This window comes from Shinella sp. WSJ-2, assembly GCF_003432075.1.
In the GTDB taxonomy this organism is placed as follows: domain Bacteria; phylum Pseudomonadota; class Alphaproteobacteria; order Rhizobiales; family Rhizobiaceae; genus Shinella.
The window spans coordinates 36,715-55,229 of the sequence record NZ_QWBU01000019.1 but is presented as its reverse complement, the minus strand read 5'-3'; the positions used below and the strand labels follow the sequence as shown (position 1 = coordinate 55,229).

22 protein-coding genes are annotated in these 18,515 nt (G+C 61.0%); 10 read left to right on the top strand and 12 right to left on the bottom strand.

The window, feature by feature from the left end; translation table 11 throughout:
* Positions 1 to 104: 104 nt before the first annotated feature.
* The 6 genes from D0Y60_RS23340 to D0Y60_RS23315 all read right to left on the bottom strand — a co-directional run bounded on the left by D0Y60_RS23340 (position 105) and on the right by D0Y60_RS23315 (position 3,175).
* Positions 105 to 458, bottom strand: a complete 354-nt coding sequence (locus D0Y60_RS23340; protein WP_117372345.1) for a hypothetical protein — start codon at positions 456 to 458, stop codon at positions 105 to 107.
* A 119-nt stretch (positions 459 to 577) separates the two neighbouring features.
* Entirely contained in the window at positions 578 to 748 is a 171-nt protein-coding gene (locus D0Y60_RS23335) for an AlpA family phage regulatory protein (RefSeq protein ID WP_117372347.1), read from the bottom strand.
* A gap of 172 nt (positions 749 to 920) precedes the next feature.
* On the bottom strand, positions 921 to 2,099 hold the full coding sequence (locus D0Y60_RS23330) for a site-specific integrase (RefSeq protein WP_117372344.1): 1,179 nt from the start codon (positions 2,097 to 2,099) through the stop codon (positions 921 to 923).
* Between the two features lie 261 nt (positions 2,100 to 2,360).
* Positions 2,361 to 2,636, bottom strand: coding sequence for a PepSY domain-containing protein (locus tag D0Y60_RS23325; protein WP_245409282.1), 276 nt, complete (start codon positions 2,634 to 2,636; stop codon positions 2,361 to 2,363).
* Between the two features lie 48 nt (positions 2,637 to 2,684).
* Positions 2,685 to 2,876: a hypothetical protein gene (locus D0Y60_RS23320; RefSeq protein WP_117372343.1), complete on the bottom strand. Its 192-nt coding sequence runs from the start codon at positions 2,874 to 2,876 to the stop codon at positions 2,685 to 2,687.
* 86 nt (positions 2,877 to 2,962) lie between these two features.
* Entirely contained in the window at positions 2,963 to 3,175 is a 213-nt protein-coding gene (locus D0Y60_RS23315) for a hypothetical protein (protein ID WP_117372342.1), read from the bottom strand.
* A 224-nt stretch (positions 3,176 to 3,399) separates the two neighbouring features.
* Between D0Y60_RS23315 and D0Y60_RS23310 the strand changes: the two genes are divergently transcribed.
* From D0Y60_RS23310 to D0Y60_RS23280, 7 genes are all read left to right on the top strand, one after another.
* Entirely contained in the window at positions 3,400 to 4,665 is a 1,266-nt protein-coding gene (locus D0Y60_RS23310; RefSeq protein WP_117372341.1) for a cyclopropane-fatty-acyl-phospholipid synthase family protein, read from the top strand.
* A 127-nt stretch (positions 4,666 to 4,792) separates the two neighbouring features.
* The gene (locus D0Y60_RS23305; protein ID WP_117372340.1) at positions 4,793 to 5,833 is read left to right on the top strand and encodes a cysteine synthase A; all 1,041 of its coding nucleotides are present in this window, start codon (positions 4,793 to 4,795) and stop codon (positions 5,831 to 5,833) included.
* Between the two features lie 5 nt (positions 5,834 to 5,838).
* Entirely contained in the window at positions 5,839 to 6,582 is a 744-nt protein-coding gene (locus D0Y60_RS23300) for an alanyl-tRNA editing protein (RefSeq protein WP_117372339.1), read from the top strand.
* 12 nt (positions 6,583 to 6,594) lie between these two features.
* Positions 6,595 to 7,449 (top strand): 3-mercaptopyruvate sulfurtransferase, encoded by an 855-nt coding sequence (sseA, locus tag D0Y60_RS23295; protein WP_117372338.1) that lies wholly within the window; start codon positions 6,595 to 6,597, stop codon positions 7,447 to 7,449.
* Between the two features lie 2 nt (positions 7,450 to 7,451).
* Complete coding sequence (locus D0Y60_RS23290; RefSeq protein WP_117372337.1) at positions 7,452 to 8,042, top strand: GNAT family N-acetyltransferase; 591 nt, start codon at positions 7,452 to 7,454, stop codon at positions 8,040 to 8,042.
* Between the two features lie 98 nt (positions 8,043 to 8,140).
* Positions 8,141 to 8,701: an OmpA family protein gene (locus D0Y60_RS23285; RefSeq protein WP_117372336.1), complete on the top strand. Its 561-nt coding sequence runs from the start codon at positions 8,141 to 8,143 to the stop codon at positions 8,699 to 8,701.
* Between the two features lie 113 nt (positions 8,702 to 8,814).
* On the top strand, positions 8,815 to 9,282 hold the full coding sequence (locus D0Y60_RS23280) for a DUF1203 domain-containing protein (RefSeq protein ID WP_117372335.1): 468 nt from the start codon (positions 8,815 to 8,817) through the stop codon (positions 9,280 to 9,282).
* Positions 9,283 to 9,330: 48 nt separating this feature from the next.
* Here D0Y60_RS23280 and ald read toward each other — a convergent pair whose 3' ends face one another.
* Positions 9,331 to 10,449: an alanine dehydrogenase gene (gene ald / locus D0Y60_RS23275; RefSeq protein ID WP_117372334.1), complete on the bottom strand. Its 1,119-nt coding sequence runs from the start codon at positions 10,447 to 10,449 to the stop codon at positions 9,331 to 9,333.
* Positions 10,450 to 10,608: 159 nt separating this feature from the next.
* Here ald and D0Y60_RS23270 point away from each other — a divergent pair, with 159 nt between their 5' ends.
* Positions 10,609 to 11,070, top strand: coding sequence for an Lrp/AsnC family transcriptional regulator (locus tag D0Y60_RS23270; protein WP_117372333.1), 462 nt, complete (start codon positions 10,609 to 10,611; stop codon positions 11,068 to 11,070).
* On the opposite strand, the gene D0Y60_RS23265 is transcribed toward D0Y60_RS23270, so the two are convergent.
* The 5 genes from D0Y60_RS23265 to ilvA form a co-directional block, all read right to left on the bottom strand.
* The gene (locus tag D0Y60_RS23265; protein ID WP_117372332.1) at positions 11,067 to 12,077 is read right to left on the bottom strand and encodes a CorA family divalent cation transporter; all 1,011 of its coding nucleotides are present in this window, start codon (positions 12,075 to 12,077) and stop codon (positions 11,067 to 11,069) included. The two genes, D0Y60_RS23270 and D0Y60_RS23265, sit on opposite strands and share 4 nt — an antisense overlap.
* A gap of 15 nt (positions 12,078 to 12,092) precedes the next feature.
* The gene (gene ppk2 / locus D0Y60_RS23260; RefSeq protein WP_117372331.1) at positions 12,093 to 13,001 is read right to left on the bottom strand and encodes a polyphosphate kinase 2; all 909 of its coding nucleotides are present in this window, start codon (positions 12,999 to 13,001) and stop codon (positions 12,093 to 12,095) included.
* A gap of 109 nt (positions 13,002 to 13,110) precedes the next feature.
* Complete coding sequence (locus tag D0Y60_RS23255) at positions 13,111 to 14,361, bottom strand: GGDEF domain-containing protein (RefSeq protein ID WP_199564262.1); 1,251 nt, start codon at positions 14,359 to 14,361, stop codon at positions 13,111 to 13,113.
* Positions 14,362 to 14,517: 156 nt separating this feature from the next.
* Positions 14,518 to 14,832, bottom strand: a complete 315-nt coding sequence (locus tag D0Y60_RS23250) for an HlyU family transcriptional regulator (RefSeq protein WP_117372329.1) — start codon at positions 14,830 to 14,832, stop codon at positions 14,518 to 14,520.
* Between the two features lie 64 nt (positions 14,833 to 14,896).
* Entirely contained in the window at positions 14,897 to 16,144 is a 1,248-nt protein-coding gene (gene ilvA / locus D0Y60_RS23245; RefSeq protein ID WP_117372328.1) for a threonine ammonia-lyase, read from the bottom strand.
* Positions 16,145 to 16,388: 244 nt separating this feature from the next.
* Between ilvA and D0Y60_RS23240 the strand changes: the two genes are divergently transcribed.
* Positions 16,389 to 17,843, top strand: coding sequence for a TrkH family potassium uptake protein (locus D0Y60_RS23240; protein WP_117372327.1), 1,455 nt, complete (start codon positions 16,389 to 16,391; stop codon positions 17,841 to 17,843).
* A gap of 52 nt (positions 17,844 to 17,895) precedes the next feature.
* Positions 17,896 to 18,474 (top strand): hypothetical protein, encoded by a 579-nt coding sequence (locus D0Y60_RS23235; protein ID WP_117372326.1) that lies wholly within the window; start codon positions 17,896 to 17,898, stop codon positions 18,472 to 18,474.
* Positions 18,475 to 18,515 lie beyond the last annotated feature (41 nt).

Genomic DNA, 18,515 nt, shown 5'->3' with positions numbered 1-18,515 from the left:
GCTCAGTAACGCCATGTCAATCACTCCACAGCCCTCGCTGAAAACTCGCGAGGGACGGTTGAAACATGGGTCAATTCTCAATGGAAATATCGGGCTATGCCGGGTCAGTTCTCAGTGGCAATCAACAGGTCTATCACCACCGCGTAGTCATCGGCATCTTCAGCGTAGCCCTCGAAAACTGGGTAATTTCCTGACGCGCAAAGCCGCCATGCGATTACCGAGCGATGACGGTAGTGAAAGGTGCCGTCGCTTAACCCGTCGGCAAACACCGCCACGAACCCAGGAGCGGCCGGGATGACCGGGATGAACAAGTCGCGGAGGGAGTCACTGCACGTATCCACATATTGCTCTCCGCCCGTGGTCAGCAGGATCCTTGTCTGGCCGTTCCGCAATGTGGTGAACTGCACGACGTGCGCGGGATTGATGTTCAGGCCTTCTTCGGTAGTGATAAGACGCAAAATTCCTCCTAGGCCGGCTCACGGCCGGTTTTCATGATGATGATGATGTGGATGTTGAGCGCTAAACGAACGCCGGTGCGCCTATTAACAAAGGCGCGCTGAAGCCGCTCAAGGGCAGATCACGCTGCAGTCCTCGCCGAGATCCTTTGATCGAGCCAAGCTTCAACCTCCGATCGAACGAAAACGATCCGTCGCTCGGTAATGGAAACTGCCAATGGAAAGCGCCCGGCTGCACGGAGCTTGTTGATCATGGCGCGACTGAGTGAGGTGGTCTCGCACACCTCTGTCATGGTGATTAGGCGGGGAACATTGTCGTTGTCAGCTCTCAATTTTTTCTCCTCTGGGGCTTGACTACATTTTAAAAGTCTGCGAATGTCTATTGACGATATCGGTAAAGTTATCGTACACGTTTAACATCTACATATATTACAAAATCAGATTTTTGTCAAGCGAAATCTGTTACTAGCTTGCGCTAGCGCAAAATGCCGCCCAGTCATCCATCAGTTTTCGACGCTTAGCCAGCGCGTCTCCGCGGCGATATGCGCGCTCGACAGCGTCCCCAACCGCGTGTGCGAGTGCGGCTTCGACTACCTCGCGCTGGTGCATCGTTTCTTCGGCGGCCCATGTAGATAGGCACGACCTGAACCCGTGCACAGTCCATTTCGAGGCACCAAGATCATCGAGGACATTCGCGAGTGCGGCGTCCGACAACGGTCGTTTTAGTTTCTTTCCAGGAAAGACGAGATCGTTGACGGCCTCGTCCCTCATCTTTTTCACTATTTCGATGGCCCGATCGCCGAGGGGCACCCGATGCTCGCGGGGCTCCTTCATTCGTTCTTTAGGCACGGTCCAAACCCGCTTGGCCAAGTCGAACTCCGTAATGGGAGCCCCCCGGGTTTCGCCGCTCCGCGCTCCCGTCAATATAGTGAACTCGAGCGCCCGCGCTGCCACGCCTGGAAGCGCGCGGAGTCGCTTCATAAAAGCCGGTAGTTCAGAATACGGCATAGCGGCATGATGGCCCCTTACCAGTTTTTTGGGCGGAGGAAGTATTTGATCCAAATGGCCAGCCCATGCCGCCGGGTTGTCACCGCTCCGAAGCCCCCTGGCTTTGGCGTGGTCGAGCACTAGCTTGATACGCTCTCTGGTTTTAGCCGCTGTTACGGGCTTCGAACTCCAGAGTGGTGTCAGCACTCGTACAACCGCGTCGGTGTCGACGTCGGTTACAGGTATCTTCCGGAGCCCCTTAGCGTAGGTCGCCGCGAAACGCTCCCACGCCGGCAACGTCTGCCTTCCACGCCACTTTGGCGACATTGTCCTAATATACTCATCGGCAAGCTCGCCGAAGAGGACCGGTTTCACCTTTCGCTGGCGCTCTTCCATTTCGGCGAATGGGTCGCCGCCTCGGCCGAGTATGGTCCTAATCTCTTCTGCTTTCTGCCGGGCAGCAGCGAGAGATACCTGCCCGGTCCCGCTGCCGAACGGTCCAAGTCCCATCTCTCTCCGTCGGCCGTGCCGCACGAAGATAAAAACCCAGTTACGGTTTCCACTCTTCGATGTGTGGAGCCATAGCCCGTCGCCGTCACGGAGCTTAGGCTTCGCTGCGGCCTTTATTTCCGCGACAGTGAGCAGATTTCTCGCCATCTTGATCCTAACATCGCTCCCAATGTGAGGTGCGCGCTACACGTGTACGCGTGTAGACACCCGTGACACCTATATAAATGAAATTAGGAGCATGAACCAAGAGGGTTACAATAAAAGACAGCAGTATCAGCTACTTAAATCCGGCCCGGGGAGCCAGTTTCTTCAGCTAGCATGCTGATTATAGTTTAGGGGTCGGTTCTTGATTGAGCCGGCCCCTATATCTTTTTATTATTCGTTCTCAGATCAACGCGGCGGCCGGCGCTAGTCTTGATCGACGGCGATGCCCGTCGCAGCATCGATGTTGATCTCAACACGGGCCTTATCGGTGGTGCGGTACTCGATTTCGTAATAGCCCTTGTCGTTCCAAGACAGCGAGTCGAGGCGCGCGAAATCCGGCCGGCTCTCTATCTCGGAAATAATCGTGGACGGCTTCTTGCCGGTCTCCGCCACAGGCTTATCCTTTGCCTCCTGCGCGTGCGCGACAGCCGCAAGCCCCGTCCAGATACCGAGAGCAAGGGTCGCCATTCTTTTCGACATGCTGATCTCCATCTTTTGCCACCAACAAAAACGTCGCAGCACCCGGCCCTAGCGGAGGTTCAACGGTGGGCGTTTTGTGTTCATCTGGAGTTCGTGGCGAGTGGCAAAGCGGCCGAAGAGGAGAAGCAGTTTTCGCTCCTGCGCCTTGTCGATACCATTCTTGCGGCAATGGTCCACAACATCGTGGACGACGCGGGTCTCACGCGGGGTGAAGCGGCTAATATCGATGTGATGGGTCATGGACATTCCTCCGTTCGCATGGAGGAGAAACACGGCGGGAGGCACTATGTTCCCCCGACATGCTGTTATTTATGGACTTTTCGGGATCAGGGAACGAGCCCCGCCCCCATCTGGCCCGCCAGTCGGATGATGCTGTAATCGCGCTCGTCTACGCTGTGGCGGAAGGCCTGGTTGCGTTCGCGCGAACGGACAAAGGCGTCGGAAAGCGGCATGCCAATCATTCCGTCAGCGAAGGTGCCGGTTGCGACATCGTCCTCATGTTCGATCGACTTGGGCCGAAACAATCCGAAAAGCATCATCGTATCTCCTTTTCCCGTTCCAACGGACGGGCGAGGATTCCGTTCCCGCCAGCGCGCCGGATAGACGCAAAATTAACCATGTTTGCTAACAGCCCGTTAAAGGTCGAGCACATTTTAGCGGTGTCGCGATTTTCTTGTGATCCAACATCTCAAGATTAACGTCTTGGCGTTGAGAGCCATTAACGCTAGCTTCCCCTTACATCGGGTTGGCAGAGGGACAATCGATGACGATTGAAATGATTTCAGAAAATACATTTTTCGCAGGCGTGCATTTAACGCCGGACACGGTTTCCGAAAAAACCAAGGGATTGCCCTTCAAGGCGCAGCTCGTGCTGCGCGGCCTCGTGAAGCTCGAAGCCGGCACGCTCGCCATGAAGATCCCCGGCGGACAGACCTTTATCATTACGGGCAAGATGCCAGGCCCCCGGGCCGCCGTGACGCTCCATAACTGGAAACTCATGCACAGCGCCGTCGGCGGCGGGGTGATCGGCGTTGCGGAAAGTTACATCGATGGCGACTGGGAAAGCCCGGATGCCGGCGCCTTCATGGAGCTTATCCTCGTCAACAGCAATGTGGTGCGCCACTATTCCAACGGCCCGCGCGGCCTCTTCCTGCTGGTGGAGAAGTTCCGTCACTGGCTGAATGCCAACACGCGGCGCGGCTCGAAACGCAACATCTCCGCCCATTACGATCTCGGCAATGCCTTCTATTCCGCGTGGCTCGACCCCACGATGACGTACTCCTCGGCGCTCTACTCCCAAGGCGCAAACGACCTCACCTCCGCGCAGCTTGCCAAATATCGCGCACTCGCCGAAGCGACGGGCATCGGATCAAACGACCATGTGTTGGAAATCGGCTGCGGCTGGGGTGGTTTTGCGGAATTTGCGGCCAGCGAGATCGGCTGCAAGGTCACGGGTCTGACGATCAGCCGTGAACAGCTCACATTCGCCCGCGAGCGCATAGCCAAGGCCGGGCTCTCAGACCGCGTCGAGCTGAAATTCCAAGACTATCGCGATGAGACCGGCACCTATGACCGCATCGTCTCCATCGAAATGTTCGAAGCGGTCGGCGAGAAATACTGGCCTGCCTATTTCTCCAAGCTCAACGAATGCCTGAAACCCGGCGGCCGCGCCGGCCTGCAGATCATCACCATCCTGCAGGAAGCCTTCGAGGACTATAAGGCCAACCCGGACTTCATCCAGAAATACGTCTTTCCCGGCGGCATGCTGCCGACCCGCGAGCATCTCTCGGCGCTCGGTCGGCAGTTCGGGCTCGGCATGGCGTCGGATATGGGTTTCGGTCCGGATTATGCCCGCACGCTTGCCGAATGGCGCCACCGCTTCTGGGCGGCCTGGGAGCGCATCGTGCCGCTCGGCTTCGACGAGCGCTTTCGCAAGCTCTGGGAGTTCTATTTCTATTATTGCGAGGCGGGGTTTCGGGCGCGCAATATCGATGTGCGGCAGGTGGTATACACGCGCCCGCTTGCCTAATGCGCGCGGCAGTGGAAAAAATCCCTCTTGAAGCCCTCTTCCGGGGAACGCGTTTTCTTGCAAAGCGTAGCTTGCCGGCCGAAAAGACGGTTCCAAATCTAGGCACATACAGCGAGGCTCGTCTCCCATGTCCATTCTTCCGTCCGTTCTGGATGCAATCGGCAACACGCCGCTGATCCGCCTCAAGGGCGCCTCGGAGGCAACGGGCTGCGAAATCCTCGGCAAGGCGGAATTTCTGAACCCCGGCCAGTCGGTGAAGGACCGTGCGGCGCTGTCGATCATCCGCAAGGCGGAAGCGGCCGGACAGCTGCGTCCGGGCGGCGTCATCGTCGAGGGAACAGCCGGCAATACGGGCATCGGCCTCGCGCTCGTCGCCAAGGCGCTCGGCTACCGTGCGATCATCGTCATCCCGGAGACCCAGAGCCAGGAAAAGAAGGACGCCATCCGCGGCCTCGGCGCCGAGCTCGTGGAAGTGCCGGCGGTGCCGTACAAGAACCCGAACAACTATGTGAAGCTTTCTGGCCGGCTTGCCGAACAGCTCGCCAAGACCGAACCGCACGGCGCGATCTGGGCCAACCAGTTCGACAACGTCGCCAATCGCGACGCTCATATCGAGACGACCGCCCCGGAGATCTGGCGCGACACCAATGGCAAGGTCGACGGCTTCGTCTCTGCCGTCGGCTCCGGCGGCACCCTGGCCGGCGTGGCCGCAGGCCTTCGGTCCAAGAACCCCAACATCAAGATCGCGCTGGCCGATCCGGATGGCGCGGCACTCTACAGCTATTATACCAACGGTGAACTCAAGTCCGCCGGCAGCTCGATCACCGAGGGCATTGGCCAGGGCCGAATCACGGCGAACCTTGAGGGTTTCACGCCGGATTACTCCTACAATATCCCGGACTCTGAAGCCGTTCCGATCGTCTTCGATCTCATCGAAAACGAGGGCATCGCCATCGGCGGCTCTTCGGCCATCAACATTGCCGGCGCGATCCGGCTTGCCCGCGACCTCGGTCCGGGCCACACGATCGTGACGATCCTCTGCGACTATGCTAACCGCTATCAGTCGAAACTCTTCAATCCGGACTTCCTCGATTCGAAGGGCCTGCCCGTTCCGGCATGGCTGAAGGCGAAATCGGGGATCAAGGTCCCCTATCAGCCAGTCGAATAGGTCTCATGCCCCTTCCCACCACTGCTCTCTTTCGCGACGATTTCTATCTTTCGACACATGAGGCAGTGGTGACGGCGGTGCACGAGGACGGCGGCATCGAGCTCGACCAAACCTGTTTCTACGCGACGTCGGGCGGTCAGCCCGGCGATACCGGCTTTCTCGAACGCGCCGACGGCAGCCGCATCGCGCTCGGCCCGGCCGTCACCGGCGCGACGAAGGACATCATCATCCACCGCCCGCTGGAGGGCGAGACGCAGCCGATCGTCGGCGAGACGGTCGTTGCCCATATCGACTGGGCGCGGCGCTACAAGCTAATGCGCATGCACACCGCCTGCCACCTGCTCTCAGTCGTCTGCCCCTATCCGATCACCGGGGCGGCGGTGGGCGAGGAGGACAGCCGCGTCGATTTCGACATGACCGACACGATCGACAGGGACGAGGTGACGGCGAAGCTGATGAAGCTCGTCGATGAAAACCACCCGATATTCGTCCAGTGGATCACCGATGCGGAGCTTGCCGCCAATCCGGGTATCGTCAAATCCAAGAACGTGCGCCCTCCCATGGGGCTCGGCCGCGTCAGCCTCGTCTGCATCGGCGAGAATTCGTCCATCGACAGCCAACCCTGCGGCGGCACGCATGTGTCGGAAACGCAGGAAGTCGGCGCCATTCACATCGCCAAGATCGAAAAGAAGGGCAAGGAGAACCGCCGGTTCCGCATCCGTTTCGGTGCGCCCGGTTCCGAGGCCTGAGGGAGACCAAACATGTCCAACGACAAGAGCAGGTTCGTCGTCTCGGCGGATTGGGTGGAAAAGCAGCTCGGCGCACCGGAATTCCGCGTGGTCGATGCCTCCTGGTATTTGCCCGCACAAAACCGCAACGGCGCGGCGGAATATGCCGCGGGCCACATTCCCGGCGCCGTGTTCTTCGATCAGGACGTCATCGCCGACCATACGAGCAGTCTGCCGCACACCATCCCTTCGGCCGAATTCTTCGCCACCGAAGTCGGCAAGCTCGGCATTTCCGACACGGACACCATCGTCGTGCATGACGGCCCCGGCATCTTCACCGCGCCGCGCGTCTGGTGGCTGTTCCGCACGATGGGCGCGAAGAACGTCTTCGTCATGGATGGTGGCATCGACGGATGGAAGAAGGAAGGGCGCCCGCTGACAACCGACCTGCCCGAGCCGGCACCCGCCGTCTTCCACACCAATTTCAACCCCTATGCCGTCACCTCCTTTGAGGAGATGCGCGGCATCGTCTCGACGGGCTCGAAGCAGATCGCCGATGCCCGCGGGGCTGGCCGCTTCACAGGCGAAGAGGCGGAGCCCCGCGCCGGCATGCGCTCCGGCCACATGCCTGGTGCCAAGAGCATGCCGTCGGGCACATTCTCCGTCGATGGCAAATTCAAGGATCTCGCGAGCCTGCGCCGGCACTTCGAGGAAACCGGCATCGATCTCTCCAAACCTGTCGTCACCAGCTGCGGTTCCGGCGTCACGGCGGCCATCATCACGCTTGCCCTCCATTCGCTGGGCCACGAGAACAATACGCTCTATGATGGATCCTGGTCGGAATGGGGCAGCCGTGAGGATACGCCCGTCGTGACCGGAAAGGACTGACTATGGCGAAGAAGGTCCAGCCCGCGCCCATCGCCGTGCATATTACTGCGCTCGAAATGACCGCACCGCCTAAGCAGAGCCTGCCGGTGCCGGTCAATGTGCATACGGCCATCCTCAGCGCGCCGGACATTCCGCTGGCCTTCTACCGCTTCCTCTACCGGCAGGTCGGCAGCCGCTGGCACTGGGTCGATCGGCTGCGCATGGACGATGCGACCTTGGCGTCGACGCTCGGGAACAAGCGCAACTCCGTCACCGTGCTCTACGTCAACGGCGCTCCCGCCGGCTTCTTTGAGTTGCTGCAACTTGACGACGACGTCATCGAGCTCTCGCATTTCGGCCTGCTCGAGCGCGCGCTCGGCTTGGGCATCGGCAAGTGGTTCCTGCTCCAGACGCTCTATGCCGCGTGGGCGCTCGGCCCGAAGCGCGTGACGGTGACGACGAACAATCTCGACCATCCCCGCGCCCTCCAGCTCTACCAGATGTTCGGCTTCTCGCCAGTCGGCACGCGCGACGCCGAAGTGGTGCCGCTCTCGGATGCTGAACTGCTGGCCCTCGCCAAACGCGACTGTCTGATGCCGGCGGAACCCCGTTAAACAATCTGAACGGGAGATAAAGGCGGGGTTCAGGTCTGCTTCAGATCGCAAATGGCACTTTGGCGCCAACAAACGATCAGGACCAAGGAGACCACATCATGCAACGCCGCGCCTTTCTGACCGCGCTTTCCGCCGCCTTCGCCGCTCCGCTCTTCTCGAACGCCGCGCTGGCACAGGAAACCCCGTCGGCAGAAATCATCCTGCGTCGCCTCGATGCAGCGCCGTCGCGTCGTCTGCGCAACGAGGAGCGTGTGACCGTGCGCGAATTCAAGCGCCGGCCGGACCTGCGTGGTGCGGCTTCCTCAATCAACATCCAGTCGATCAACTTCGCCTTCGGCTCGGCGGAAATTCCACATTCGGAATATCGCAAGGTCCGCCAGATTGCTCGCGCCATGGAGCAGTTGCTGCGCCGCCGCCGCCATGCCGTCTTCCTCATCGAAGGCCATACGGATGCCGTCGGCTCGTTCGAATCGAACCAGATCCTGTCCGAACGCCGCGCCGAATCGCTGAAGCGCGTACTTGTGCAGGAATTCCTCCTCCCCGCCCGCGCCCTCGAAACGGTCGGCTATGGCGAGGAATACCTGCTGGTCCAGACCCAGTACGAAGAATGGCGCAACCGTCGCGTCACGCTGCGCCGCATCGACGAATTCGTTCGCTAACGCCTCCAACCGCCGGCCGCGCGTCGGCGGTTTTGTTTGCCGTGGCAAGTATCGGGTGTCGCCAGAAGCGGGAATGGAGAAGATGGCCTCCAGTCCAACGATCGGAGCCCTCCATGTCCATCCGCTTCTTGCCCATGCCCACCGAGATCGCCGCCGCCTATTGGGGCGGCGGCAATGACGCCTATGGCCTGAAACCGGAACGGCAGGTATCCGACGGCGACGGTGTGCCCTGCCGCCATTGCCTGCGGCTCGTCGGTGCCGGCGAGCCCTACCTGATCCTCGCCCACCGCCCCTTCCCGGCCCTTCAGCCCTATGCGGAGACCGGTCCGATCTTCCTGCATGCCGAGCCCTGTGCCGCACACCAGCCATCAGCGGACATGCCGCCGATGCTGACCAGCCGCGATTATATCGTGCGCGGCTATTCCGCGGAAAACCGCATCCTTTACGGCACCGGCTCTGTGGTGCCGAACGCCGATATTCCCGCCTACGCGCAGGACCTGCTCGACCGCGAGGATGTCGCCTATCTGCATATCCGCTCCGCCCGTAACAACTGTTACCAGTGCCGCGTCGAGCGGGCATGAAAAAGGCCCGGATCGCTCCGGGCCTTCTCAGTTTCGCATCTGAAAAAATCAGGCGACGTTCAGCACGGCTTCCGGCGCGAAGGCATCGTAGCCGAGGGCTTCGGCCACCGGAGCGTTCGTCACGCGGCCCTTGTGCACATTGAGGCCAGCACGCAGGTGGCGGTCTTCGGCAATGGCCTTGAGACCCTTGTCGGCCAGCTGGAGGCCATAGTGCAGCGTCGCGTTGTTCAGCGCATGCGCCGAGGTGACCGGCACGGCGCCCGGCATGTTGGCGACGCAGTAGTGCACCACGCCGTCGACCTCGTAGGTCGGATCGGAATGGGTCGTTGCATGCGAGGTCTCGAAGCAGCCGCCCTGGTCGATGGCGACGTCGACGATGACGGCACCCTTCTTCATGCCCGAGAGCATTTCGCGGGTCACGAGTTTTGGCGCGGCAGCACCGGGGATCAGTACGGCGCCGACGACGAGATCGGCGGAGAAGACTTCCTCTTCCAGCGCGTCGATCGTCGAATAGCGGGTGTGGATGCGGCCGCCGAAGAGATCGTCGAGCTGGCGCAGGCGCGGGATCGAGCGGTCGAGGATGGAGACGTCGGCGCCGAGGCCGGCGGCCATCTTCGCCGCATGCAGGCCGACAACGCCGCCGCCGATGATCGCGACCTTGGCCGGCAGCACGCCGGGCACGCCGCCGAGCAGAATGCCGCGGCCGCCATTGGCCTTCTGGAGCGCCGTGGCGCCCGCCTGGATGGAGAGACGGCCGGCAACCTCGGACATCGGTGCCAGCAGCGGCAGGCCGCCGCGATCATCCGTCACCGTCTCGTAGGCAATGGCCGTGACGCCGGAGGCCAGCAGTCCCTTGGTCTGCTCCGGATCGGGCGCGAGATGCAGGTAGGTGTAGAGAATCTGTCCGTCGCGGAGCTGCGCCCATTCGGAGGGCTGCGGTTCCTTGACCTTCACCACCATGTCGGACTTCTGGAAGATATCCGCGGCGGTGGCAACGATCTTCGCGCCGGCGGCGCGGTAGGCATCGTCATCAGCGCCGATGCCGGCGCCGGCCTTTGTTTCGATGATGACGTCGTGGCCATGCGCCACATATTCGCGAACAGCACCCGGCGTCAGACCGACCCGATATTCGTGATTCTTGATTTCCTTCGGACAACCGACACGCATGCGCGTTCCTCTCCTGTCTCGTTGCAATCTCCCGCGCTCCCAGCGGGGGACCACAATGGAACCAGAGGACGCGCGCAATGTCCTTGCAAAGCGCGTTTGCGAAACTGCTCTCAATCGAATATTCTTCGAATATTAGATATTTTTTCGAAAGAAATTCGAATGGCACAACTGGATGCGATTGATACTACGATCCTGAAGGTGATTCAGCAGAACGGCCGGATTTCGAATGCTGAACTCGCCGAACGCGTCGGCCTGTCGCCCTCGGCCTGTTCGCGGCGTCTCGACATTCTGGAAAAATCCGGCGTCATCAACGGCTATCACGCCCGCGTTTCACCCAAGGCGCTCGACTACAAGATGATCGCCATCGTGCACATCTCGCTCTCGGGCCAGTTCGCCAAGACGCTTGCCGAGTTCGAGCAGGCGGTGAAGCTCTGCCCGAACGTGCTCGTCTGCTACCTGATGTCAGGGGAATACGACTATATCCTGCGCGTCGCCGCCAAGGATCTGGAAGACTATGAGCGCATCCACCGCGACTGGCTGTCGGCCCTGCCCCATGTGGTGAAGATCAATTCGAGTTTCGCGTTGCGCGAAATCATCGACCGGCCGAATGTCGGTATCTAAAAGCGCAGGTTGATACCGGCGCGGCGCAGCAGCCAATAAAACAGCGCGGTTGCACCGATACCCAGCATCATCGCCCAGAAGAATCCAGTTTCACCGACGCTGAACGGCAGGCCGGCCGTGTTCATGCCGAAGACGCCGACGACGAGCGTACCTGGCAGCAGCAAAGCACTCATAACGGCCATAGCCTTCAGGCTGCGATTCGATTCGTCCGCCAGCTCCGCCGCCATTTCCTCCTGCAGCAGGCGCGCGCGGTCGTTGACCATGACGATTTCGCGGTCGAGCCGTTCAAGCCGCATCGACAAGCGGCGCAGCACCGCATGGGCATTGTCCGAGAGCGCCCAATCCTCCCGGTCCTCCTCCTCGAACAGCGCCACCATGCCGGCAACCGGCCGATGCAAAGATACGGCGAGACGACGGACCTCCTTGAGGCTTCGGCGTTCGTCGCTCAGCCGCTCCGTGACAAGCCGATCCTCTACCGCGTCGAGCATGGCCGAAGCCTCCTTCAGCTTGATAGCGGTGTTCTTGCAGAAAGCCGCGACGATCGCCTCGAAGAGTTCGTAGGCCGTCGCCGGGCAAAACCCTTCGGCAAAAGACCGGCGAACCCGGTTCACCGCCTCCACGGGATGGCGCCGCCCGGTGACGAGCAGGCGCTCCGTCAGCGCGAAATGCAGCCGCCCCACTGTGGTGGAGGCGCGTTCGGTCTCCTGCTGCTGGAGATCGGCGATGACGCCATGCGTCATTCCTGCCTCATGGCCGAGCACAAGGCTTTCGTCATGGCCTTCGAGGATGGCGCGGGCGGCAGAAGGCAAGGCGCAACGGCCCGGCAGCCAGGCTTGCGTGCGCTGGTCAACGAGATCGACATGCAGCCAGACCCACCCGTCAGGTGCTGCCAGCACCGCCTCGATATCCTGCGCTGCTACAGGTACGACGGGCCCGCCGGGCGAGGCCCGGTAGGCTCCGACGAGGCCCGGCGTGAGGCCCCGCTCCGTCTGGTCGAGAAGGCTCAAGGGCGGAGGCCGGTTTCAGTAGACATCCGGCACATACATCTCATCCGGTGGCTCATGACGGATATAGTCGTCATGGCGTACGCGCTCCGGCAGGTCGATCGCCTGTTTCGGCACGTCCTCGTAAGGCACCTGCGCCAGAAGATGGGCGATGCAGTTGAGGCGGGCCTTCTTCTTGTCGACGGCCTCGACAATCCACCAGGGCGCTTCCGGGATATGGGTGCGCGAAAGCATCTCTTCCTTGGCCTTGGTGTAGTCTTCCCAGTGGACGCGGCTTTCCAGGTCCATCGGCGAGAGCTTCCACTGCTTCAAAGGATCGTGGATGCGCATGCGGAAGCGGAACTCCTGCTCCTCGTCGGTGATCGAGAACCAGTATTTGATGAGGATGATACCGGAGCGCACCAGCATGCGCTCGAATTCCGGCACCGAGCGAAAGAACTCTTCCAGCTCCTCAGACGTGCAGAAACCCATGACGCGCTCCACGCCGGCGCGGTTGTACCAGGAGCGATCGAACAGCACCATCTCGCCGGCACTCGGCAGATGGGCGGCATAACGCTGAAAATACCATTGATTGCGCTCTCGCTCGGTCGGCGCGGGAAGCGCCACGACGCGGCAGACGCGCGGGTTGAGACGCTGCGTCACGCGCTTGATCGCACCGCCCTTGCCGGCGGAATCACGCCCTTCGAAGAGAACGACGACCTTAAGCTTCTTGTGCTGCACCCAGTCCTGCAGCTTCACCAACTCATGCTGGAGACGGAAAAGCTCGCGGAAGTAGACCCGGCGCTCCAGCGTTTGAGCCGGCACTTCCGACATGCCCTCGGCAACGAGTTCGTCCAGACGCTCCTCCTCGATCTGCATTTCCAGCTCCTCATCGAAGCTGTCGGCGATTTCGGCCTTGATACGGCTCAGATGGTGGTCTTCGAACATGATCGCTATCCGTCCATGGGAGAGGCTCTGCTGCCCGTATAGGAAGCACATATGAACCTTTTGTGACGGACGATTTTTCAGGCTGCGAGCGCCCAAAAACGGTGCAGGCCTATTCGGATATCACGCGGTTGCGGCCGGCGCTCTTGGCGGCGTAGAGCCTGCTGTCAGCGGCCGAGAGCAGTGCGTTCAGCGTCGTGCCGTCGGTATAGCTGTTGGCGACGCCGATGCTGACCGTGACCGGCACGCCATCCGGCCGGCGGATTTCTGTCTCGACGGCGCGGCGGAGGGTTTCGGCCCGCTCAGCTCCAGTTACAGGTGCGATATCCCCGCAGATGACGACGAATTCTTCCCCGCCGAAGCGGAAGAGACGGTCATTCGTCCGCAGTGCGCGTTGCAGGCAGGAAGCAGTGTCCTTCAGCACGCCGTCGCCGGCAAGATGGCCGAACCGGTCGTTAACGTCCTTGAAGTGGTCGGCATCGATGATCATCAGCGCCATCGGCTTGCCGTCCACCAACATGGCCGAAAGCAGGCGCGGCGCCTCGAATTCCAGCCTGCTGCGATCGTAGACGCCAGTCAGTGCATCACGGCCGGATCGATCCAGCAAATCCTCGTAGCGCTCGCGGAACGTGAGGTCGGCGAAGATATCAGCGATCGGCCGCGGCGAGACGGGGATGGCGGAAATGCGCGAATAATAAAGATAGACGGTGATCAGCACCGCATAGACGCAGGCTGCCAGCATCTTGGCGATCCAGCCGCCCCAGAAGACAGCGATCGGCGCACCGTTCAGGAGATGTAGCGCGGAATAGAAGCCGATCTGGTCGAAGGTGAGCACGAACACGCCCGACACGAAGAAGCGCAGCGCCGTGCTCTTCTTGAAGACACGTCCTAAGCGCTCATAGAGCAGGATGATGGCGAGCGCATCGACATAGAGCAGCATTGTGCCCCAAAGCATCAACCAGCCCATCTCGTCGATGAAGGCCAGATCGGCGATGCGGCCTGGCACGGCGCCGATCGTTTGGTGATGACGCAGGAAGAAACTGAGGCCCACCGTCAGGAAATTGCCGGCAAGCAACCCGTAGATCGGGGCGCGCACGACGGCGGCATCCTCCTTCACATAGAGAAGAAGGATCATCATCAGCTTGCCGGAAAACAGAACCGAAGAGCCCGGCGAAATCACGCCGAAGGGCAGCTCGATATAGAAGACGGCGGCAAGATAGGTCTCGAGGAAGTGCATCACGCCGAGCGCTGCGACGAAGACGCCGATGCCGAGTTGATGGCGCAGATGCAGCAGGCCCACCATGAAGACGAAATAGAACCCGGCCTCGATGAGAAGCAGGATCAGATTTTCAGTACCCATGATCGATCCGCAGAATTCGTCGACTGCCGGCAGCTAACAACACCGGCATAGTTGCAACAAGTCACTTGTGCTGCGGATACAGCCATTCGCGCCAGTACTCCAGCGTCCCGGCACTTTTTGTATGACTTTTATTGGCTAAAACAGCTTTATCGAGCAGGATCAAACCTGTCGGCTGTCCACACCGTCGCTGAACAGGGAGACGCCGTGCTGATCGGCAATCTGCTTTGCCTTGCGGAAGGTCGAAGCGACCGTGTCATCCCGTGAGGAGAACAGATCGGCGCGAATGAAGCTGCGGGTCAGCACCCGATCGCCGTCGCGCTTTTCGATCCGCCCGGCTAGGCGATACTGGCCGCCTTCAGGAATGGGCGCTGCGACAAGGGTGAGGTCGTTGTAAGCCTCGGTTTCCTCCGCCAATTTTGACGGAGTTGCCGTATCGCCGCCGCGACCAAAGAGTTTTGAAAAGAAAGAAGCCATGGCCGATTGCTAACACAGGCCGGCACGCCCTCCAAGAGGCGAGCGCGCCCATCCATGCCAGTCCCTAAATAATAAGATTTGCGAGAATTTCGTTCTCGGTGATGTCCTGATAGCCCATGCCCGCGCCGTCGAAGGCCTTCTTGAGCGCCACGAAATTCTCGGGCGACTTGGTTTCAAGGCCGATGAGGATCGAGCCGAAATTGCGCGCGGATTTCTTCAAATATTCGAAGCGGGCGATATCGTCATCCGGCCCGAGCAGGTTGAGGAAATCGCGAAGCGCGCCGGGGCGCTGCGCGAGGCGCAGGATGAAGTATTTCTTCAGCCCCTTGTGGCGCATCGCGCGTTCCTTGACATCGGGCAGCCGCTCGAAATCGAAATTGCCGCCGGAGACGACGGCGACGACCGTCTTGCCCTCCAGCTTTTCGCGGCCCAGTTCCTCCAGCGCCGCCAGCGACAGTGCACCGGCCGGCTCCAGCACCACGCCCTCGACGTTCAGCATGTCCACCATGGTCACACAAATCGCGTTTTCCGACAGAAGCATGACCTGATCGGCCGAGAACCGGCGGAGAGCCGAGAAATTCAGTGCGCCGATCTGGCCGACGGCGGCACCGTCGACGAAGTTGTCGACCGTTTCGAGCGTCACCACCGCGCCACTTTCGAGGCTGCGCTTGAGGCTTGGCGCGCCTGATGGCTCGCAGAACAAGAAGTTGGACGGCCCGATCGTGCCGTCGAAATAGCCCGTAACGCCGGACGCGAGGCCACCGCCGCCGACCGGCAGAACCACAAGATCCGGCAACTTGCCGTCGCCAAGCTGTTCGACGATTTCCGCCGCCACCGTCGCCTGGCCCTCGATGATGTCGGCATGGTCAAAAGGCGGCACCATCAGCGAACCGGTCGCTTCCGCATGGTCGCGTGCGGCCTTGTAGCACTGGTCGAAGAAGTCACCGACCAGCTTGATCGTGACGAATTCGCCGCCAAACATGCGCGTCTTGTCGATCTTCTGCTGCGGCGTCGTCACCGGCATGAACACCACGCCTGGCACGCCGAAATGGCGGCAGACGAAGGCAAAGCCCTGCGCGTGATTGCCGGCCGAGGCGCAGACGAAGCTGCGTGGTGCGCTTTCCTCCGCCAGAACTTTGCGGAAGAAATTAAAGGCGCCACGGATCTTGTAGGATCGCACCGGCGAAAGGTCTTCGCGCTTCAGGTAGATCTCGGCGCCGTAGCGGGCGGAAAGGTGCTCGTTCAGCTGGAGCGGCGTTTCGGGGAAAAGACCGCGCAAGGCCTCCATGGCCGAGTCAACATCGGATTTCATGCTAATGGTCCGTCTACAAAAGGGTTCAGGTTCAAAACGGCATGCCGCACCTTCACAGGCAGGGACAGAGGCACCACAAGCCGATCATTCTTCAAACCTTTCAACGCTCTCAGGGTGGCAGAGTAGCCTATCCTTGAGTTTGGGCGATGCAAACGCTATTGCATATCGCAGCGACGGACACCACCCGTCCCGGCCGCGCGGCCTTTCGAGACCAACTTGAGCCCAGCCGGCACGCAGGACACCCGTGAACGCCACCATCTTCCGGTCCGCCATCAATATCGCCGCCATCAGTGGCATCTATCTTTCGGTCGCGATGCTGCTGCCCGCGTTGATCGACGTCTATTATGGGCACCCCGACTCGGAAATCTTCTTCCTCTCGGCGTTCTTCACCGGCGCGCTGTCGCTGGCGACGGCGGCGGCCACCCGCGCCGGCCCGCCGCCCTTCAACAAGCGCATGGGCTTTCTTGTCGTCAACATGCTCTGGCTCTCGGGCAGCGTCATCGGCGCGATCCCGCTCTGGCTGTCGTCGCTCGACCTAACCTTCGCGCAAGCCTTCTTCGAATCGGTCTCGGCGATCAGCACAACCGGTTCCACCGTTATCGTCGGTCTCGATCATGCGCCGCCCGGCGTCCTGATGTGGCGCTCGCTGCTACACTGGCTCGGCGGCGTCGGGATTCTGGCGCTCGGCCTCTTCATCATGCCGTATCTGCGCGTCGGCGGCATGTCGTTCTTCAAGCTCGAATCCTCCGATACCGCCGACAAGCCCTTCGCGCGCATCGCAAGTTACACGCGCGCCTTCCTCGCCATTTATGTGGCGATCACGCTGATCTGCGCCGTCGTCTATGCCGCGCTCGGCATGAGCCGCTTCGATGCGCTGAACCACGCCATGTCGACGGTCGCGACCGGCGGGCTTTCCACCCACGACGCCTCCTTCGGCTACTTCAAGAGCCTGCCTTTGCTCTGGGCCGCAACTTTCTTCATGACGCTGTCGAGCCTGCCCTTCTCCGTGCTGATCCTCTTCGTCGTGCGCGGGCGCATCGACGCGTGGCGTGACCCGCAGATCCGCGTTTTTCTCGGTTATCTCGCTCTCTTCGCCATCGCGGCCAGCGTCTTCCAGCGCCTGCAGAACGGCGTCGATTTCCATCAGGCGCTGGCGCATTCTTTCTTCACCGTCTCCTCGATCCTCTCGACGACCGGTTTTGCCAGCGACGACTATACCCAATGGGGCCATTTCATCGTGGCGCTCGCCTTCGTCGCGACCTTCATGGGTGGCTGCTCGGGCTCGACGGCCGGCGGCCTGAAGGCCTATCGCCTCATCATCCTCTTCAACTTCATCCGCACCGGCCTCTACCGCCTGATCTATCCCGACGGCATCCACGCCGTGCGCTACGGGCCGATGACCGTCGATGCCGATCTCCAGCGCAGCGTCTTCCTTTTCTTCATCACCTATGTGGCGATCTCGGCCTTCGCAGCGATCGCGCTTAGTCTCATGGGCTACGACGTGTTGACGGCGCTCTCCGCGGCAGCGACTTCGCTTTCCAATGTCGGCCCTGGCGTGACGCAGGCTATCGGCCCCGCCGGCACGTTCGCGGGGTTCCACGATGCGGCGCTCTATCTGCTCTCTTTGCTCATGCTGCTCGGACGCCTGGAAATCCTCACGGTGCTCGTCATATTAACCCCACTCTTCTGGAAGAGTTGACTGTTGTCACGCTTATTCGCATCCTGCGGCCATCCGGCTGGAGGTTGAGTGTATGGTCGTGTCGAAGTCCCTGTTGCGCATGCTGTTTATCGCTGCGCTAATACCGGCGCCCGCATTTGCCGGACCGCTTGCCGATGCGGCGAAGAAGGCCGAGGAACAGGCCGCCGCCGGCGATACGGTCGGCGCGCACAATACAATCCGCGACGCCTATGGCGCGTTTGCCGCCACGCTGCCCTTCTCCATCGGCAAAGCGGTCTTCGTCTCCGCCCCACCCGAGGGCTACGGGATGTTCACCGCGCGCCCGGAGGCCAGTTTCAAGGCCGGCGAAGCGCTGATCTCGTATGTCGAGCCTGTGGGTCTGACCTGGCGGCCCGGCAAGGACGGCGCGCTCGAATCGCATTTCACCGTCGATCTGGAGCTCCTCGACCCCAAGGGAATCGTGCTTGCCGAGCAAAAGGCCTTCGGCTCGTTCGATTTCAAAGGAACCGTCCGCAACCAGGAGATCTTCGCCAAGCTGACACTTAACCTCAGCGGCCCTCCAGCGGGCGACTACGTCCTGCGATACCGCTTCCGCGATGCCGCCAGTGGTGCCGTCGCCATCAGCGAACAGCCGTTCAAGATAGTCCAATAGGCGTTTACCGAACGCCAAGAGAATTGTGACAAGCGGCGAAT

Coding starts and splice junctions, on each gene's coding strand:
- D0Y60_RS23280 (WP_117372335.1), top strand. CDS start 8,815: ATGTCCATCCGCTTCTTGCCCATGCCCACCGAGATCGCCGCCGCCTAT.
- D0Y60_RS23315 (WP_117372342.1), bottom strand. CDS start 3,175: ATGATGCTTTTCGGATTGTTTCGGCCCAAGTCGATCGAACATGAGGAC.
- ald (WP_117372334.1), bottom strand. CDS start 10,449: ATGCGTGTCGGTTGTCCGAAGGAAATCAAGAATCACGAATATCGGGTC.
- D0Y60_RS23335 (WP_117372347.1), bottom strand. CDS start 748: ATGACAGAGGTGTGCGAGACCACCTCACTCAGTCGCGCCATGATCAAC.
- D0Y60_RS23285 (WP_117372336.1), top strand. CDS start 8,141: ATGCAACGCCGCGCCTTTCTGACCGCGCTTTCCGCCGCCTTCGCCGCT.
- ilvA (WP_117372328.1), bottom strand. CDS start 16,144: ATGAAATCCGATGTTGACTCGGCCATGGAGGCCTTGCGCGGTCTTTTC.
- D0Y60_RS23320 (WP_117372343.1), bottom strand. CDS start 2,876: ATGACCCATCACATCGATATTAGCCGCTTCACCCCGCGTGAGACCCGC.
- sseA (WP_117372338.1), top strand. CDS start 6,595: ATGTCCAACGACAAGAGCAGGTTCGTCGTCTCGGCGGATTGGGTGGAA.
- D0Y60_RS23290 (WP_117372337.1), top strand. CDS start 7,452: ATGGCGAAGAAGGTCCAGCCCGCGCCCATCGCCGTGCATATTACTGCG.
- D0Y60_RS23305 (WP_117372340.1), top strand. CDS start 4,793: ATGTCCATTCTTCCGTCCGTTCTGGATGCAATCGGCAACACGCCGCTG.
- ppk2 (WP_117372331.1), bottom strand. CDS start 13,001: ATGTTCGAAGACCACCATCTGAGCCGTATCAAGGCCGAAATCGCCGAC.
- D0Y60_RS23250 (WP_117372329.1), bottom strand. CDS start 14,832: ATGGCTTCTTTCTTTTCAAAACTCTTTGGTCGCGGCGGCGATACGGCA.
- D0Y60_RS23310 (WP_117372341.1), top strand. CDS start 3,400: ATGACGATTGAAATGATTTCAGAAAATACATTTTTCGCAGGCGTGCAT.
- D0Y60_RS23300 (WP_117372339.1), top strand. CDS start 5,839: ATGCCCCTTCCCACCACTGCTCTCTTTCGCGACGATTTCTATCTTTCG.
- D0Y60_RS23235 (WP_117372326.1), top strand. CDS start 17,896: ATGGTCGTGTCGAAGTCCCTGTTGCGCATGCTGTTTATCGCTGCGCTA.
- D0Y60_RS23330 (WP_117372344.1), bottom strand. CDS start 2,099: ATGGCGAGAAATCTGCTCACTGTCGCGGAAATAAAGGCCGCAGCGAAG.
- D0Y60_RS23325 (WP_245409282.1), bottom strand. CDS start 2,636: ATGTCGAAAAGAATGGCGACCCTTGCTCTCGGTATCTGGACGGGGCTT.
- D0Y60_RS23270 (WP_117372333.1), top strand. CDS start 10,609: ATGGCACAACTGGATGCGATTGATACTACGATCCTGAAGGTGATTCAG.